A 16,751-nucleotide genomic window follows, 5' to 3' on the forward strand; every position below is an offset into this window, starting at 1 on the left:
ATTTTCTTAACTTGCTCCTAATTTATATTAATTTCTCCAAAAAATGCAGGAAATCGAGCGAAAGTTTTTAGTCAAATCCGAGTCTTTTATAACCGAATCACAAGGTCATAACCGAATTGTACAAGGGTATCTTAATTCCGATCCGGAAAGAACCGTACGTATTCGTATTAAAGGTAATAAAGGTTTTCTAACCATAAAAGGCAAAGGTAACGATAGCGGAACTACTCGCCTGGAATGGGAAACTGAAATTCCTGTTTCGGATGCAGAAAAACTACTTCCTCTTTGTGAAAAAGGAATGATTGATAAAGTGCGTTATGACATTCGAAAAGGGAATCACCTATTTGAAGTCGACATTTTTTTCGGAGAAAACGAAGGTTTGATTATCGCCGAAGTCGAGCTACAATCGGAAAACGAATCCTTTGAAAAACCCGAATGGCTAGGAGCCGAAGTAACCGGTGATGAACGGTATTACAATGCTTACTTAAGTAACAATCCTTATAAAAACTGGAAATAATGAAAACAAAACAACACGCTTTATTTTTTCTGTTACCTGTTTTATCGATTCTATCGTGCAATAGTTCCAAAAAGGTAGCCGAAACACCGCAATTGCAACCAACGGGAATTGTACCGGAGACTTTTAGCTATAAAGATGGTGACACGACTTATGTTATGCAAAAGTATTTTTTGGTTTTACTTAAAAAAGGACCTAACCGAAATCAATCGAAAGAGGAAGCCGAAGAAATCCAGAAAAACCATATGGCCCATATTTCCTGGTTGCATAAAAACGGAAAGATAAGTTTGGCCGGACCGATGGATAAGCATGAAAATATTTCCGGAATTCTGGTTTTTAACACACCTACATTACGAGAAGCCGACAGTCTTGCCAAACTCGATCCCGCTGTAAAAGCAGGACGACTGGAAGTGGAAACTATCGGGTGGTGGGCTGCAAAAGGAAGCCAACTACAATAAATTAGTCCTGAATCACTTCGATATTAACGTTCACAAAACCTCTTCCTTTACCGTGTGTAATTTCCATAAATGCTTTTTTGGAAAGGTCTATTTCACGTCCACGGGTAAAAGGTCCTCTGTCAATAACTTCAACAATAACCGCTTTTTTATTAGCGACATTCGTTACTTTTATTTTAGTTCCGAAAGGTAGATTTCTATGGGCAGCTGTATATTTTGCATTGTCAAATTTTCTACCGCTTGCCGTTCTTCTGCCATTAAAACGGTCGGCATAATATGATGCATGTACATTTTTTTTAAAATTCTTAAGCCTAAGACCTCCCTGAATTGAGATAGAATCTTTTTTTATCGTATCATTTACTTTCACTTTAGGATCGGCCTGAACAGCAAAAACCTTTCCGCTTGTAGTACTAATCAATAGCACAGCCAATGTAACAAATACGATGTAAACTATTACTTTTTTCATTCTATTCGTTTTTATGATGGTAAAAAGGCAAGAAACATGCCAAGGTAAAAAAAGCCCTTTCGGGCTTTCATTTTATTAGAACCATAATTTCCATGGTATTCTGCTTAATATAAGTAGTAATCCGATGGCGTAAAAAATGGCTATTTTTTTAAATTTATCAGTATCTGTAGTCGCTTTTTTATGTTTTGACCAACCAATTGTTATCAACGCGATAGCAATAATATTGATTAGCGGATGCTCTAAAGACGTTAGTCTTAATTCGCTGTTACTCATTTGTCCGAATGAATCCAAACCAAGTGGCGAAACAAAATAAAGGATCAAACCGAACAATAACTGAATGTGGGAAAAAATAAGTCCGAAAAGTGAGATTCTTCTGTCTTTCGGTTCAAAATTTCTTTTGGAATTCATCCCGATAAAAGCATTAATCACAGCGATGAGTAAAGCCAATAAAGCAAGGTAAGCCAATCCGGAATGGCCTTTTTGAATAATTTCGTTCATAGTTAGTTTTTTGTTTTCTAAACAAAGATAATGAATTGAAAATAAAAAAACCGTTTACCTTAATCAGTAAACGGCTTTTTTATTGCGAATTTGTTAATTTTAATTATAATTTAACAACTTTAAAATTAACGGTTTGGTTATTGATTTTCATCTTAAAGAAGTAGGTTCCTGTTGCATAAGCTGACATATCTACTTTAGTTGTAAGATCATTTAACTGATTTGCATACAATAATTGTCCTTGTACGTTAAATACCTGAATTTCTGAGATCGCATCTTTTGAAACAATATTTACAGCACCGTTAACCGGATTCGGATAATAAGAGAAATCTACATAGCTCGCTTCATCCAATCCTAATGAAGGTATACAAGAAGTTGTAGCTACCCATCCGTTATCAGTAACACCTGCATCCGAAACAAATTTCATTGTTAATGCTCCGTCTGCGGCTGTTGACTCAATCGGTGCCGGTATTGTAGCTCCTGTCAGACCTGCTCCTCCTACTAATGGAGACGCTGTACTTGATCCGTCATAGATATATAAGAAATCATATCCGTCTTCCAATTTAAAAGTTGTAAAAGTTAGTTTTACTCTATTATTCGCCAGGTTCGGGATTAATGTTCTTACAAAAGTCTGGTTGTTACCATATTGTCCGAATATTCCTCCTGTATCCGTTAGCTGAATACCATTACAATAATCAGCTCCGGTTAACATTATAAAATCACGCGGCAACGCAGTCATTCCGAAACCACATACCGGACGGATACGTACTTTGTAATAGGTATTTGCTGTTAATCCCGTTGCATTATAAGAATTCGTATTCACTGTTGTATACTGACCCGGTGATCCTGTAAACGGATACACATTAATTTGCCATGAAGTCGCACTACCGGAATCCGACCAGGTAATTGTTGCTGAAGCATTTCCGGCATTCATGATCGAATTAATTTCCGAAACCATATTAATACAAGTACTAATACAATCTGTTCCTAAACAGGTTCTGGAATCCACATGATTTAGAATGGCAGCAGCCGGTTGCGGTCCGAATCCGTTAGTAAAACTAATTCCTACTCCACCTACTAAGTGACAGTAACTCATAATTGTTCCTTTCACTGAACCCGAAGGAATAGTTGGCGGGTTAGTCATACAGTTATATCCTTCAGAATTTGCTCCCAAAACACTTGGTGCACAGTTGTCGATAGCGGTGTTATTACCATTCCACACACAAGCATGCGTATGTCTTGATCCTAATAAGTGTCCTAATTCATGTGTTACTACCTGTACGGTCCACGAATAAGTAGGCACTGAACTATAACTAAAATTCACATCCGAATAACAGTAGTTGTTAGCTGTACACAATCCACCGATAGTTACGGCTACACCACCTAATCCTCCCGGATCAATTCCAACCAATTGTCCTACATCACCATCAAAAACCGGTCGTACCTGATTGAATTTCGCAAGATAATCTCCGGAACTGGTTCCTACACCTTCATACGGATCTTGTGTTGTCCAGATATATACTGATTTTAAAGCTGTTGTAATACCGTCATTCGTATATAAAGTCTGCACGTTATTAAATACAGATGTCATCCAGTTAGATGTAGTTGTTGTATTACTTCCGTTAGACTGATACAGGTTATTGTCGATTTCGAAATAAACCGTTACACATTTGTTACTGGCCGGGCTAGCCGTTGTGGTTGGCATACTTTTAAATTCCTCCACTTTATCATCCGTACTACATTCAAAATCGTGGGTTACATTCATCTTTTGGTCTTCAAATAGAATATAGTCAGACTTATTGCCTTTCTTATCTAATTTACCAATTGTAAGATTGCTTAATTTCGAACTGGATACGATTCCGTTTAATTCCCCTTTAAAGAAGTTAAACGAAACAAGTGAATAGCCATCGCCTTTAACAATACCGCGGTAGTACACTCCCGGTTCGTATGTGATGTTTTTCTGTTTGTCGGTATCAACATGAAATCCTTCAGCCAATAGATTAACACGGTAAAGTTGTAACGTTACCATTTCATTATGGTAAGGGATTTGCAATTCGATCGCATTATGTTTTTTAGATACGATCTCATTAACCGATGCCTCTTTTATTATAGCAAAAGAAGCATCATTTACAACTCGGGCAATTTCTTTTCCTGGAGTTTTGAATGATGCTTCTAATACTGAAAATTTTTTAAAGTCTGTATTCTGCGATTGCAGTTCGGTCACTTTTTGGGCAACCCTGTTCTGCGAGAATACTGCGAGTCCGGTCAGAAGAGCCAGAAACAGTGTAATTTTTTTCATTTTAGCGGGGTTAGTTAAATTTTAGTCAGTCCAAATATAGAAAAATATTTAGGTTCTGATTCATTTTCCCTGCTTTACTACACAATTTTAACCTTTACTTAGAGGCTTTTGAGGTCTTTTATAGCTTTAAATGCAATATCCACCTGATCATCACTTACAATAATAGTGAATTCGTAATTTGTAGAAACTACTTCGCAAATATTCACTCCTTCCCAAGCCAAACGTTGGAAAACATAGTAAAATAATCCCGGTACAGAAAGGTTGTCTTTTGGAAGTTTAACCGTTATGGAAGCAAGATTTTCTGTTTTATGCGCCCATTTTTCTTCAGCGAAGTATTTTTCCACTAAATGATTTAAGGAATCGCTTACAATAATATTGGTTTCATTAACACCACGTGATGATGTATAAAATATATCCGTATAATTATTAATTTCTGCGATTAAATCCGATTGACAGCTTAATACTTTTGGAGTAATTGCGAAATTATAATCCGTTAAAGAGGAACGTACGGTAATTTCACCTAAATTTTTCAGAACTTTATCCAGTTTGTGGTTCATCCGGAATCCAAGTTCTTCAGATAATCTTTTAAGAGCCATTACAACCGCTCCTTGTTTAATGTTTTTCCCTAATTCCTGCTCTAATTCGGGCATCATTACTCTTGCTAAAGAGGTTAAGTTAATAATACCCTGGGAGAGGCCATTGAGCAAAAAGGGTTTCGTTTTAATGTAATGTTCAACTACAGAGGAAATAGTTTTCATAATTATAGTGGGTTTTAAAAATCTCGTAAAATTACAAAAAAAACAATCTGTTAAAACTTTAACAAAAATAAATTAGAAATAATAAAATGCATCGGCATAATGTTCAATATTAAAAACCATCCCATCTTTATGAATAGCAATAATATCAAAACGCACGTCACATTCGATGTTCCTTAGGATTACATATTCGTTAACAGCTTTTAATAAAAGCTGAATTTTCTTCGATTTCACAAATTCCTGTGGCGATCCAAAATCTAATTTAGAGCGAGTCTTAACTTCTACAACTACTAAAGTTGTCTCTTTTTTTGCAATAATATCAATTTCTGCTTTACAAAACATCCAGTTTCTTTCCAGAATCTGATAGCCATTTTGTATCAAAAATGCAACAGCACGCTCTTCTCCCTCCTTTCCCAGTTCATTATGTCGTGCCATTTATAACTTTTATTTGAATTCTATAACAATTTTGTCATCTGTTACTTCAAAGTCTACTGTAGCGCCTAAAATTAACGCCCTGTTATCTTTAACATGTCCGGACGGAAAGTAAAAACAGACCGGAATGTTATATTCTTTCGCGATAGCTGTGATAATTCCGACTTCATTTTGTCCAAAAGGAATCTCATTATCATGCATATCCGTCATTCCTCCAACTACAAGTCCTTTTAGCCCGTCAAAATAGCCATTCCTTTTTAAATTATACAGCATTCGGTCTACATGATATAAGTATTCATCCAGATCTTCTATAAACAATATCTTATCTTTTGTATCAATAGACGATTTCGAACCTAACAAACTATACAATATGGAAAGATTTCCTCCTACCAATTGTCCCGTTGCTTTTCCTTTAATCTCATATCCTTTTGCCGGAACTTCATACCTTATTTTTTCTCCGAAAAGCGCCTTCCGCAATGTTTCTTTTGAAATTTCTTCCGTACGCGGCACCGTAAACGGCATAATACTATGAAGCGTTGCAATTTTCATATTATGAATATGACTATGAAGCACAGTGACATCACTAAATCCGATAACCCATTTCGGGTTCTTTTTAAATTTAGTAAAGTCCAGACCGTCGATAATACGAACCGTTCCATATCCGCCGCGGGCACACCATATCGCTTTAATATTATCATCGTCCATCATTTCTTGAAAATCAGCAATACGTTCCGAATCGCTACCACCCAATTGACAACTATCTAAACCGATCGTTCGTCCGAGTTTAACTTCAAGTCCCCAGGAACGCAGTAATGCTATCGCGGGTTCGGCATCTTCAGGAAAAAATTTTCTTGCGGTACAAACAATGGCTACGGTATCACCTTTCTTTAAATAGGATGGAATTTTCATTTTTCGTTGTGAATATAAATCTGTCGTTGTAAAAATTAATAGTAAAATCAAAAATGATCTCAAGAATACGGCATGCATATGGAGGCTATTGGTTTTCATCTGAAATCGTTTCTAACAAATTTAGCATTTTTAAAACAATCTGATAAACATCAGTTAAAGCATTTGTCAACGCTTTTTTACACAATTTGAATGAAAAAAACATCAAAATTCGTGGCTAATAGCCTATTTTTGCATTTCATTTTGAAAACACATTCAAAATTAATCTTAGTTTTTTAATATGATACAAAATCCTAAAAGATATACGATTACAGCGGCATTACCTTATACCAACGGCCCGATTCATATCGGACATTTGGCAGGTGTATACGTTCCGGCCGATATATATGCGCGTTATTTACGTCAGCAGGGTAAAGACGTAGCTTTTATTTGCGGAAGTGATGAACACGGGGTAGCTATTTCAATGAAAGCGAAAAAAGAAGGAATCACACCGCAGGAAGTTATCGACAAATACAACGGGATTATTAAAAATTCGTTTGAAGATTTCGGAATCTCTTTTGATAATTATTCCCGAACTTCAGCTCAGATTCACCACGATACTGCTTCTGAATTTTTCAGAAAATTATACGACAACGGTAAATTTATTGAAGAAGTTACCGAACAGCTTTATGATGAAAAAGCACAACAATTTCTGGCCGATCGTTTCGTAACCGGAACTTGTCCGAAATGCGGTAATGAAGAAGCTTACGGTGATCAATGTGAAAAATGCGGAACATCGCTAAACGCAACGGATTTAATTAATCCGAAATCAACAATAACAGGAACGAAACCGGTTTTAAAATCAACCAAACACTGGTTCCTACCTTTAGATCAATATGATACATTCTTAAGAGAATGGATACTGGAAGGACATAAAAACGACTGGAAGCCAAATGTTTTCGGACAAGTAAAATCATGGTTGGACGACGGTTTAAAACCTCGTGCGGTAACTCGTGATTTAGACTGGGGAATTCCGGTTCCGGTTGAAGGTGCAGAAGGCAAAGTATTGTATGTATGGTTTGATGCGCCTATCGGCTATATTTCATCTACAAAAGAATGGGCAGAACGAGTTGGAAAAGACTGGGAACCGTACTGGAAAGATCAGGATACCAAACTGCTCCATTTTATCGGGAAAGATAATATTGTATTCCACTGTGTGATTTTCCCGGCTATGCTAAAAGCGGAGGGCAGCTATATTCTTCCGGATAATGTTCCGGCTAACGAGTTTCTGAATCTGGAAGGCAACAAACTGTCCACTTCTAAAAACTGGGCCGTATGGTTACACGAATATCTTATCGACTTCCCTGAAAAACAGGATGTATTGCGTTATGCATTAACAGCAAATGCACCAGAAACCAAAGACAACGATTTTACCTGGAAAGATTTTCAGGCGCGTAATAACAATGAATTGGTTGCTATTTTCGGAAATTTCATTAATCGTGTTGTTGTACTAAGCAATAAATATTACGACGGTATTATTCCGCAACCTAATGAATTATCGGAAGTTGATGAAGCTACGCTAACGGAATTAAAAGCTTATCCGGCTGTAATTTCGAGTTCTCTTGAGCGTTACCGTTTCCGAGAAGCGCTAGGCGAACTGATGAATGTAGCCCGTCTGGGGAATAAATATCTTGCAGATGAAGAGCCGTGGAAAATCGTAAAAGAGAATCCGGAGCGTATTAAAACCCAAATGTATGTTGCGCTACAAATTGCCGCAGCATTAAGTGTTTTAGCAGAGCCTTTCCTGCCTTTTACCTCTCAAAAATTAAAAACGATCTTAAAATTGGACAATTCATTCGGATGGAATGACATCACGCACAAATCCGATTTAGTTCCGGCCGGTCATCAGATCGGGCAAGCGGAATTATTATTCGCTAAAATTGAAGATGAAGAAATCCAAAAACAAATTGATAAGCTGGAAGCTACAAAAGCCGCCAATAAAGCAGAAAATCAAACTGTAATACCACAAAAAGAGGTGGCTACTTTTGACGATTTTGCTAAACTTGACCTAAGAGTGGGTACTATTGTCGAAGCTGAAAAAATGCCGAAAGCCAATAAACTATTAGTTCTTAAAGTCGACACCGGAATTGATGTACGAACAATCGTTTCCGGAATTGCCGAGCATTTTTCGCCGGAAGACGTAATAGGAAAAAGAGTCACCGTTTTAGCCAACCTTGCTCCGAGAGCCTTACGAGGTGTTGAGAGTGAAGGAATGATTCTAATGACGGAAAATGCAGAAGGAAAACTGGTTTTTGTAAACCCGGATGCCGATGGCGTTAAAAACGGAGCGACTATTAATTAATACCTAAAAAATAGTAAAATGTCATTAAAAGTTATAGCCTTTGATGCTGATGATACCCTTTGGGTAAATGAGCCTTATTTTGAAGAAACAGAAAAGAAATTTTGCGGTCTGATGGAAGATTACCTTTCTCATCAGGGATTGTCGCAGGAATTATTCAAAATTGAAATACAAAATTTACCGGCATATGGTTACGGTATCAAAGGCTATATCCTTTCGATGATCGAAGCTGCTTTAAAGATTTCAAACAACACGATTAACGTTGCAATCATTGAGCGTATAATCGAATTGGGTAAAGAATTACTGGAAAAACCGATCGAATTACTGGACGGTGTCGAAGAGACACTTGAAGCCCTAAAAGGACATTATCGATTGGTTGTTGCTACAAAAGGCGACCTGAAAGATCAGCATCGGAAATTACATGATTCCGGATTGGGTCATTATTTCCACCATATTGAAGTGATGTCCGACAAACAACCGGTGGATTATCAAAAACTGGTTACCCGACTGGATTTAAAACCGGAAGAATTCTTTATGATTGGTAATTCTTTAAAATCGGACGTTTTACCGGTATTGGATATGGGCGGACATGCGGTCCATGTTCCGTTTCATACGACATGGGCTCACGAACGAATCGATCATAAAGTCGAGCATCCTAATTTCAGGACTATCGAAAAATTAACCGACATTTTACCTTTATTATTAAAGTGAAAAAAAATTTAGACCTGACGACCTGGAACAGAAAAGAGCATTTTGAGTTTTTTAAAAACTTCGAAGAGCCTTTTTTCGGCCTTGTCGCAACTGTTGATTGCACTAAAGCCTACAATAATGCAAAACTGGCCGGTGTTCCGTTTTTTATTTATTATTTACACAAAACACTGGTTGCCGTTAATAACATTGAATCATTTCGTTACCGAATCAACGGAGATGACGTTGTAATTTACGATCGCATTGATGCCTCGTCTACTATATTGAGAGACGATCATTCATTTGGTTTTTCATTTATTGAATTTAATCCGGACATCCAAACCTTCACGACTATCGCTCAAACCGAAATCGAGCGGGTTCGTAATACATCCGGACTTTTTACAAGGGAATTCAATATGGATAACCTTATTCATTTTTCTTCTATTCCATGGGTAAACTTTACCTCATTATCACATGCCAGAAGTTTTACATTTCCGGATAGCTGTCCGAAAATATCATTCGGAAAAATGACGCTTACCGATGAAAAAAGAGAAATGCCGGTCTCAGTACATATACATCACGGTTTAGCGGACGGTTATCATGTAGGCTTGTTTTTTGAGGAATTACAAAAACAACTGGACAACTAAACTAATATGAGAAAAATAGCTGCTTTTATCATTTTAAAATGCAATGATGAATTGTTATTGCTAAAACGTTTTAAAGAGCCTTTTAAAGGCTATTACGTACCTGTTGGCGGCAAATTGGATCCTAACGAGACTCCATTGGATGCTGCAATACGCGAAACATTCGAAGAAACCGGTATTCGGCCTGAACATTTTACTTATCTGGGAACTCTTTTTGAAGTTTCTCCGGTAGAATACAACTGGCTTACTTTTGTTTATCTCGCAGAAATCCCATACCAACCGGCACCGGAATGTAACGAAGGTATTTTGGAATGGATACATAAAGACAATCTGAAAAACAAACTGACGCCCGAAACGGATTTGCATATTTACGAAAAAGCCTTTCGTTTACAACCTTTCGCTTATAGCGCCCGATATGATGCTGATTTAAATTTACTGGAACTAAAAGACGAATTAAATCCGTAATATCCGGTATGTTTCCAATAGCTTACCATCCTATTTACAAACATCCGCTTCCGGAGGGTCATCGCTTTCCGATGATCAAATATGAATTACTACCGCAACAACTGGTTTATGAAGGTATTGTAGAAGACGGTGCTTTTTTCGAACCGGATTTACCGGATATGCAACCGATACTCGCTGTTCATCACAAAGACTATGTAAATGATTTGGTTGCGCTCACGCTTGATCCGAGAGCAGTTCGTAAAATCGGTTTTCCGTTAACACCTGAATTGGTTGAAAGAGAATTGCGACTGGTACAAGGTTCTATCACCGGAGCTGAAAAAGCATTACAAACCGGTATTGCTTTTAATATTGCCGGCGGAACGCATCATGCTTATGCCGACCGGGGTGAGGCTTTTTGCCTCTTAAATGATCAAGCTGTTGCAGCTCAACACCTTTTGAATCAAAAATTAGCTAAAAAAATACTTATTGTCGATTTAGACGTGCATCAGGGAAACGGAACTGCTGCTATTTTTGAACACAACAATTCCGTTTTTACCTTTTCAATGCACGGTCAGTCGAATTATCCTTTTAAAAAAGAAAACTCCGACCTTGATATTGCTTTACCAGACAATACATCCGATGACACTTATTTGTCAATCTTAAATGAGACATTACCGCAATTGATCGACAGTCAATGTCCGGATTTTATTTTTTATCTCAGCGGGGTCGATATACTGGCTACCGACAAACTTGGAAAATTAGCCTGTTCTTTGGATGCCTGTAAAAAAAGAGACGAGATCGTTTTCACCCATTGTCACTCATCCGGAATCCCGGTACAATGTAGTATGGGCGGTGGTTATTCTCCTGATATTCGTACAATTATTGAAGCGCACACCAATACGTATCGGATGGCTTCTTATATCTACGGATAAACCTTCAAAACATTAGAATCTCATTCGCAACCACTTCCGTGGAATAACGTTTATTTCCCTCTTTGTCTTCCCAGACACGATGGATCAGTTTTCCTTCCAGGGCAATCTCTTTTCCTTTTTCGACGAACTTTTCAATAATCTCGGCTATTTTTCCCCAGGCAGTCACCAAATGCCATTGCGTATCGGTGACTTTTTCACCTTTGTCATTATAATAAATCTCATTGGTCGCGATCGAAAGTTTAACCAGTTTTTTACCTTCTCCCAATGTTTTTACTTCCGGATCATTTCCTACTTTTCCGATTAACTGTACTCGATTTCTTAATGTGTTCATGGCTTATATATTAAATGATTTAACTTCTGATCCGGAATTTCAACTATTGCTCTAATTATTCTTAACGAACTTCTGATATTCTTTTATCTGTTTTTGAGCATCTTCAACACCCAACACATAAATTCCTGCTGCTAATTTTGACACTTCAATTCCTTTCTCACCAATATCAGCTCCTTTTAATCGGAAAATTTGTCTGCCGTTCAGGTCATATACTGTAAAAAGAGCATTATCCGATAGCTGTTCTTTATTTTTAATAAACAATCTGTCATTTGCAGGGTTCGGATAAGCTGCAAAATTGGCCGTTCCGAATTCAGCCAAACCTAACGCTGAATCACCGGTTTTAGCGATATAAACCAACTGTTTTTGATTGGTTTCAATCGTCAGGTTATTCAATTGTAAATCCGCTGAAGTTGTTCCCAAAATCGTAAAATTATTCGGATCAGAGTTTAACACTTCCATTGGTCCGATACCATTTGCTGCACTCTGATAAATTTCACATGCCTGTACAGCTCCCGATTTGTTATACTTGGCCAAAAAAGAATAAAAATTAGGACCTAAATCATACGTAAAATCCGGCGACATATTTAAAATTCTGTAGAAACTTCCCCCTACGAAAATATTATCCTGAGCGTCAATATACAATCTTTTAAACCAGGAAGATCCTAAACTGGTTGACGGCGCCTGATCGGTTGCAATCCCCCCTTTTTTGGCCCAAACCAAATTTCCGGCAGCATTATATTTCACCATAAAAGCGCCATAATTTCCCGGAAACGATAATGTTGTACCTCCTCCGAAATTAATCGTCGAATTATATACCGCTCCTACCAAATATACACTGTTTTCCGAATCCACCTCAACATCAAACATCTTAGCATCCGAACTTGCCCCTATGGTTGCTGTTTTTGCCCAAACTACAGCTCCGGTATTATCATATTTCACATAAAAAACATTCCCGTTTGTATTGGATGTACGGTTCAATGTAACATTCCCAAAAGTTACTGATCGCGAAAAGAAATCACCTGTTACATATACATTACCGCTATTATCCACTGTCATCGAACGCATCTGCGCTCCGATTCTGTCTGATGACACCGATGTATAAACACCTGTATAACGGGAAGATGAAGTCCAAATCTGGTTACCGTTAACAGGATCAAGCTTTGCCACCATATTTTTATCCATATCCGGAATAGTCGGATTATAACCTGCCACCGGTAACGTTAAACCGTCAAAAGGAAATTGATCATATGCATAATTGGCAGCCATATACAGGTTGTTGTTTTTGTATTTAAGATAAACCGCCCCCATATACAATGGATACTCCTTAGCCCAAACCACATTCCCATCTAATGTTACCTTAGCAAGAAATACCTTTGACGCATTTGCAGTTGTACTTTCAAAAGTATTGTTCCCGATATGGATATCTCCACTAAAACTTCCGCTAATAAAATAATGGTTATTCCCATCGTAGGCTATCGATGTGATTTGCTCATATTTACTACCGCTAAAATGTAGTACATTCAAAAGTGCCCCGTTTGAATCAAATTTCGCAATATAAGTATCTCCTACTATCGCATTATTTACCGGAGGCGCACTGGTATTTTGTAAAGTTGTACCTTGAATCGTTGTAGTTTCTCCTCTGAAATTACCTACAACAAAATGATTGTTATTTTGATCAATAAATCCTAATGGCAATTGTTCCAATATCATCCCATTTTCTGCTTTAGCACTCCAAAGCCATGAACTCTGATTCAATTCCTGAGCCTGAATACTGCAGGCTCCTATTAAAAAAGTGGTTAAAAGTAGTTTTATTTTCATATTTTAGTTTTTATTATTTTAACCAAAATTATAAGAATAATACAATTTACAAACTCCAACACTGTTAAATGTTTTTTCAATGCTGTAAAAAAGCCTCGAAACCCGCATTATTCACAATGTTTCCAAAATGTTAAAATATTATCACATTCCGGTTAATAAATTTTTTCACACTATTGTCCAGATTCAATTCTAAACCTGCGTTTGTAAACCGCTTTTATTTTTTGTAACTTTCTAAAAAATACTTCCCTATGCCACAAGCTATCAATAAAGTAGAATTACGAAATTTACAAATCGAAGACTATAAAGAATTGAAAACCTCCATGGTCGAGGCCTATAGTGAACTGGAAGAGGCATATTGGCAGGAAGAACAAATCGAAAGGCTGTTGGAATTATTTCCCGAAGGCCAGCTGGTTATTCTGGTCGACGGCAAAGTCGTAGGATCGGCACTTTCGCTGATTGTAGACAACCGTAAAGCCAGCGCTACACATACCTACGAAAAAATTACCGGTAATTATACCTTTTCCACTCATGATCCTTTTGGCGATGTATTATACGGTATTGATGTTTTTATTCATCCGGATTATCGCGGGCTTCGTCTTGGCAGACGTTTATATGATGCCCGAAAAGAAATCTGCGAAAAGCTTAACTTACAGTCCATTATTTTTGCCGGTCGGATTCCGAGATACGCCGAATATTCAAAAGAACTGACACCAAAACAATATATTGAAAAGGTCCGCGCTAAGGAAATACATGATCCCGTACTTTCTTTTCAGCTTAGTAATGATTTCCACGTAATCAAAGTGATGAAAAACTACCTTGAAGGTGATGTCAGTTCACAAGAATATGCCGTACTATTAGAATGGAACAATATATATTACGAAAAAGATCAAAAATTGATCAACACTAATAAAAGTGTAATCCGACTCGGATTGATTCAATGGCAGATGCGTCCGCTGAATAACCTGGAAGCTTTGTTTGAACAAGCGGAATTTTTTATTGATGCCGTTTCCGGTTACACCAGTGATTTTGCCATGTTTCCGGAATTATTTATCGCTCCGTTAATGGCCGATTACAATCACTTATCAGAAGCTGATGCTATTCGGGAACTTGCTCGTTATACCGATCCGATCCGGAAAAAATTTCAGGAATTTGCCATTTCCTATAACATCAACATCATTACCGGAAGTATGCCGTTACTGGAAAACGGAAACCTCTATAATGTCGGATTTCTATGTAAAAGGGACGGAACTTCGGAAATGTATTCCAAAATTCATATTACACCGAACGAAGTATTCTATTGGGGAATGAAAGGCGGTTCGCAGATTAAAACTTTTGATACCGATTGCGGCAAAATCGGGATTATGATTTGTTATGATGTTGAATTCCCGGAATTGTCGCGTCTAATGGCGGACGAAGGCATGAATATTCTTTTTGTTCCTTTCCTGACGGATACGCAAAACGGTTATACCCGGGTTCGCAATTGCGCTCAGGCCCGTGCGATCGAAAATGAATGTTATGTCGCCATCGCCGGCTGTGTCGGCAACTTACCTAAAGTAAACAATATGGACATCCAATTTGCTCAGGCAGCTGTTTTTACGCCTTCGGATTTTGCATTTCCTACGAACGGAATCAAGGCTGAAGCAACTCCAAATACCGAAATGACCTTAATTGTAGATGTCGATGTCGACTTACTGAAAGAACTTCACGAACATGGCAGCGTACGTATCATGAAAGACAGACGAAAAGATTTATACCAAATTAGAAAACTAAAATCATGATTGTTTTATGGAACTTGAACAATTAAAATATCCGATCGGAAAATTTATAGTACCAACGGAAATCGACAACAACCATATCCGGGAATGGAAAACGACTCTTAAAAAATTACCGCAGGATCTGGAAAAACAGTTACAAAATCTAACGACTAAAGAGTTAAACTGGATTTACCGTCCGGAAGGCTGGTCGATCAAACAGGTTGTCCATCATCTGGCCGATAGTCACACCAATAGCTTTATTCGTTTTAAACTGACGCTTACCGAAAATGTTCCCGCGATTCGTCCTTATGAAGAGCAATTGTGGGCGGCAACACCTGATGGAAAGAATGATGACATTAGCGCTTCTCTTCAAATTATTAACGGCATACATAACCGTTGGAGTTATCTTTTGGATAATTTGTCTGAAGCCGATATGAACTTATTGTATTTTCATCCGCAACATCAACGGCTTTATTCGCTTAAAGAAGCAATCGGAATCTACGACTGGCATTCCCGACATCATCTGGCTCATATCCAACAGGCATTGAATCATAAAGGTCTCTTTTAAAATTCCCGGCTCTTAACCTTGTTTATTACTTTTCATACAACAAGGTGATACGTGAGCGGAAAAGGATTTACTTTGCCCTGATAAAACGAATATAATGAAACCTTCAATCGCAATATTAGGCTGTGGCTGGCTCGGACTTCCACTGGCCAAATCATTAATCCAACTTGGTTATTCAATAAACGGGTCCACAACTTCCGCAGCAAAATTAAGTCTGCTACAGGAAAGTAACATCGTTCCGTTTCTTATTCATTGTACTGAAAAGCAAGTTGAAGGCGATTGGGAAACGTTTCTTTCCGGAAAGGACATCCTGATTATCGATATTCCGCCCAAACTACGAGGGGAACATCGTGAAAATTTTGTTGCTAAAATACAGACTTTGATTTCCTGTATCGTCAAAACCACTATCACTAACGTTATTTTTATCAGCTCTACTTCGGTTTATCCGGACACCGATTCGGAAATAACAGAAGAAACTTTTTTACAACCGGATGCAGAAAACGGCAGACAACTTCTGGAAGCTGAAACCCTTTTAAAGGATAATACGAATTTCAAAACGACTATAATACGATTTGGCGGTTTAATCGGAAAAGACAGAAATCCGGTAAAATATCTTGCCGGAAAAGAAAACATTGAAAACCCGGATAGTCCGATCAATTTTATTCATCAAGACGACTGCATTGGCATTATAAGCGCCGTTATTGAGAAAGAAATATGGAACGAAACTTTTAATGCGGTTACCCCGTTTCATCCGACCCGTGAAAATTATTATACCCAAAAAGCGATTGAATACGGACTGCCAATCCCAAAATTCAATCATCAAAACCCGTCATCGCAAAAAATCATCCGTTCTGACAAATTACAACGTATTTTAGAATATAAATTTCAGATTTCCGAACTTTGATCACTCTCCCGGTTA

Annotated in this window: 18 protein-coding genes; 10 read left to right on the forward strand and 8 right to left on the reverse strand. The window is 37.7% G+C overall.

The genetic code is table 11. The annotated features are described in order from the left end of the window. Positions 1-43 precede the first annotated feature (43 nt). Positions 44-514, forward strand: a complete 471-nt coding sequence (locus NOX80_RS02710; protein WP_256551802.1) for a CYTH domain-containing protein — start codon at positions 44-46, stop codon at positions 512-514. Then, the gene (locus NOX80_RS02715) at positions 514-969 is read left to right on the forward strand and encodes a YciI family protein (RefSeq protein ID WP_256551803.1); all 456 of its coding nucleotides are present in this window, start codon (positions 514-516) and stop codon (positions 967-969) included. Before NOX80_RS02710 ends, NOX80_RS02715 begins: the two co-directional genes overlap by 1 nt. Before the next feature lies 1 nt (position 970). Here the strand turns inward: NOX80_RS02715 and NOX80_RS02720 are convergent, their stop codons facing one another. The 6 genes from NOX80_RS02720 to NOX80_RS02745 form a co-directional block, all read right to left on the reverse strand. Continuing rightward, positions 971-1,432, reverse strand: coding sequence for a septal ring lytic transglycosylase RlpA family protein (locus tag NOX80_RS02720; RefSeq protein ID WP_256551804.1), 462 nt, complete (start codon positions 1,430-1,432; stop codon positions 971-973). A 75-nt stretch (positions 1,433-1,507) separates the two neighbouring features. After that, positions 1,508-1,930, reverse strand: a complete 423-nt coding sequence (locus NOX80_RS02725) for a hypothetical protein (RefSeq protein WP_256551805.1) — start codon at positions 1,928-1,930, stop codon at positions 1,508-1,510. 103 nt (positions 1,931-2,033) lie between these two features. Further along, entirely contained in the window at positions 2,034-4,226 is a 2,193-nt protein-coding gene (locus NOX80_RS02730) for a M12 family metallo-peptidase (RefSeq protein ID WP_256551806.1), read from the reverse strand. A gap of 98 nt (positions 4,227-4,324) precedes the next feature. Next, on the reverse strand, positions 4,325-4,984 hold the full coding sequence (locus tag NOX80_RS02735; protein ID WP_136403485.1) for an aspartate kinase: 660 nt from the start codon (positions 4,982-4,984) through the stop codon (positions 4,325-4,327). 72 nt (positions 4,985-5,056) lie between these two features. Next, on the reverse strand, positions 5,057-5,416 hold the full coding sequence (locus tag NOX80_RS02740; RefSeq protein WP_256551807.1) for a YraN family protein: 360 nt from the start codon (positions 5,414-5,416) through the stop codon (positions 5,057-5,059). A gap of 9 nt (positions 5,417-5,425) precedes the next feature. Further along, positions 5,426-6,322 (reverse strand): S66 peptidase family protein, encoded by an 897-nt coding sequence (locus NOX80_RS02745; RefSeq protein WP_256551808.1) that lies wholly within the window; start codon positions 6,320-6,322, stop codon positions 5,426-5,428. A 277-nt stretch (positions 6,323-6,599) separates the two neighbouring features. On the opposite strand from NOX80_RS02745, the gene metG reads away from it, so the two are divergent. From metG to NOX80_RS02770, 5 genes are read left to right on the forward strand one after another with little or no spacing between them, the layout of a single operon-like run. Next, on the forward strand, positions 6,600-8,660 hold the full coding sequence (metG, locus tag NOX80_RS02750; protein ID WP_256551809.1) for a methionine--tRNA ligase: 2,061 nt from the start codon (positions 6,600-6,602) through the stop codon (positions 8,658-8,660). An 18-nt stretch (positions 8,661-8,678) separates the two neighbouring features. Next, a complete protein-coding gene (locus NOX80_RS02755) occupies positions 8,679-9,368 on the forward strand; it encodes an HAD family hydrolase (protein WP_256551810.1) in 690 nt (229 codons plus the stop codon). Next, positions 9,365-9,991, forward strand: coding sequence for a chloramphenicol acetyltransferase (locus NOX80_RS02760; RefSeq protein ID WP_256551811.1), 627 nt, complete (start codon positions 9,365-9,367; stop codon positions 9,989-9,991). Before NOX80_RS02755 ends, NOX80_RS02760 begins: the two co-directional genes overlap by 4 nt. Before the next feature lie 6 nt (positions 9,992-9,997). Then, positions 9,998-10,453, forward strand: coding sequence for an NUDIX hydrolase (locus NOX80_RS02765; RefSeq protein ID WP_256551812.1), 456 nt, complete (start codon positions 9,998-10,000; stop codon positions 10,451-10,453). Positions 10,454-10,461: 8 nt separating this feature from the next. Then, a complete protein-coding gene (locus NOX80_RS02770; protein ID WP_256551813.1) occupies positions 10,462-11,364 on the forward strand; it encodes a histone deacetylase family protein in 903 nt (300 codons plus the stop codon). Positions 11,365-11,368: 4 nt separating this feature from the next. Here NOX80_RS02770 and NOX80_RS02775 read toward each other — a convergent pair whose 3' ends face one another. Together NOX80_RS02775 and NOX80_RS02780 are read right to left on the reverse strand one after the other, a co-directional pair. Beyond that, positions 11,369-11,695 carry a single-stranded DNA-binding protein gene (locus NOX80_RS02775; RefSeq protein ID WP_256551814.1) on the reverse strand — a complete coding sequence of 109 codons (327 nt, stop codon included), beginning with the start codon at positions 11,693-11,695 and terminating at the stop codon, positions 11,369-11,371. A 51-nt stretch (positions 11,696-11,746) separates the two neighbouring features. Then, positions 11,747-13,513 carry a T9SS type A sorting domain-containing protein gene (locus tag NOX80_RS02780; RefSeq protein ID WP_256551815.1) on the reverse strand — a complete coding sequence of 589 codons (1,767 nt, stop codon included), beginning with the start codon at positions 13,511-13,513 and terminating at the stop codon, positions 11,747-11,749. Positions 13,514-13,761: 248 nt separating this feature from the next. Between NOX80_RS02780 and NOX80_RS02785 the strand changes: the two genes are divergently transcribed. The 3 genes from NOX80_RS02785 (at position 13,762) to NOX80_RS02795 (ending at position 16,736) form a co-directional block, all read left to right on the forward strand. Continuing rightward, positions 13,762-15,291, forward strand: a complete 1,530-nt coding sequence (locus NOX80_RS02785; protein ID WP_256551816.1) for a bifunctional GNAT family N-acetyltransferase/carbon-nitrogen hydrolase family protein — start codon at positions 13,762-13,764, stop codon at positions 15,289-15,291. A 7-nt stretch (positions 15,292-15,298) separates the two neighbouring features. After that, on the forward strand, positions 15,299-15,835 hold the full coding sequence (locus NOX80_RS02790; RefSeq protein ID WP_256551817.1) for a YfiT family bacillithiol transferase: 537 nt from the start codon (positions 15,299-15,301) through the stop codon (positions 15,833-15,835). Positions 15,836-15,929: 94 nt separating this feature from the next. Further along, positions 15,930-16,736: an SDR family oxidoreductase gene (locus NOX80_RS02795; protein ID WP_256551818.1), complete on the forward strand. Its 807-nt coding sequence runs from the start codon at positions 15,930-15,932 to the stop codon at positions 16,734-16,736. The last annotated feature ends 15 nt before the right edge of the window (positions 16,737-16,751 follow it).

The sequence above is a fragment of the Flavobacterium cerinum genome, assembly GCF_024496085.1.
Lineage (GTDB): Bacteria > Bacteroidota > Bacteroidia > Flavobacteriales > Flavobacteriaceae > Flavobacterium > Flavobacterium cerinum_A.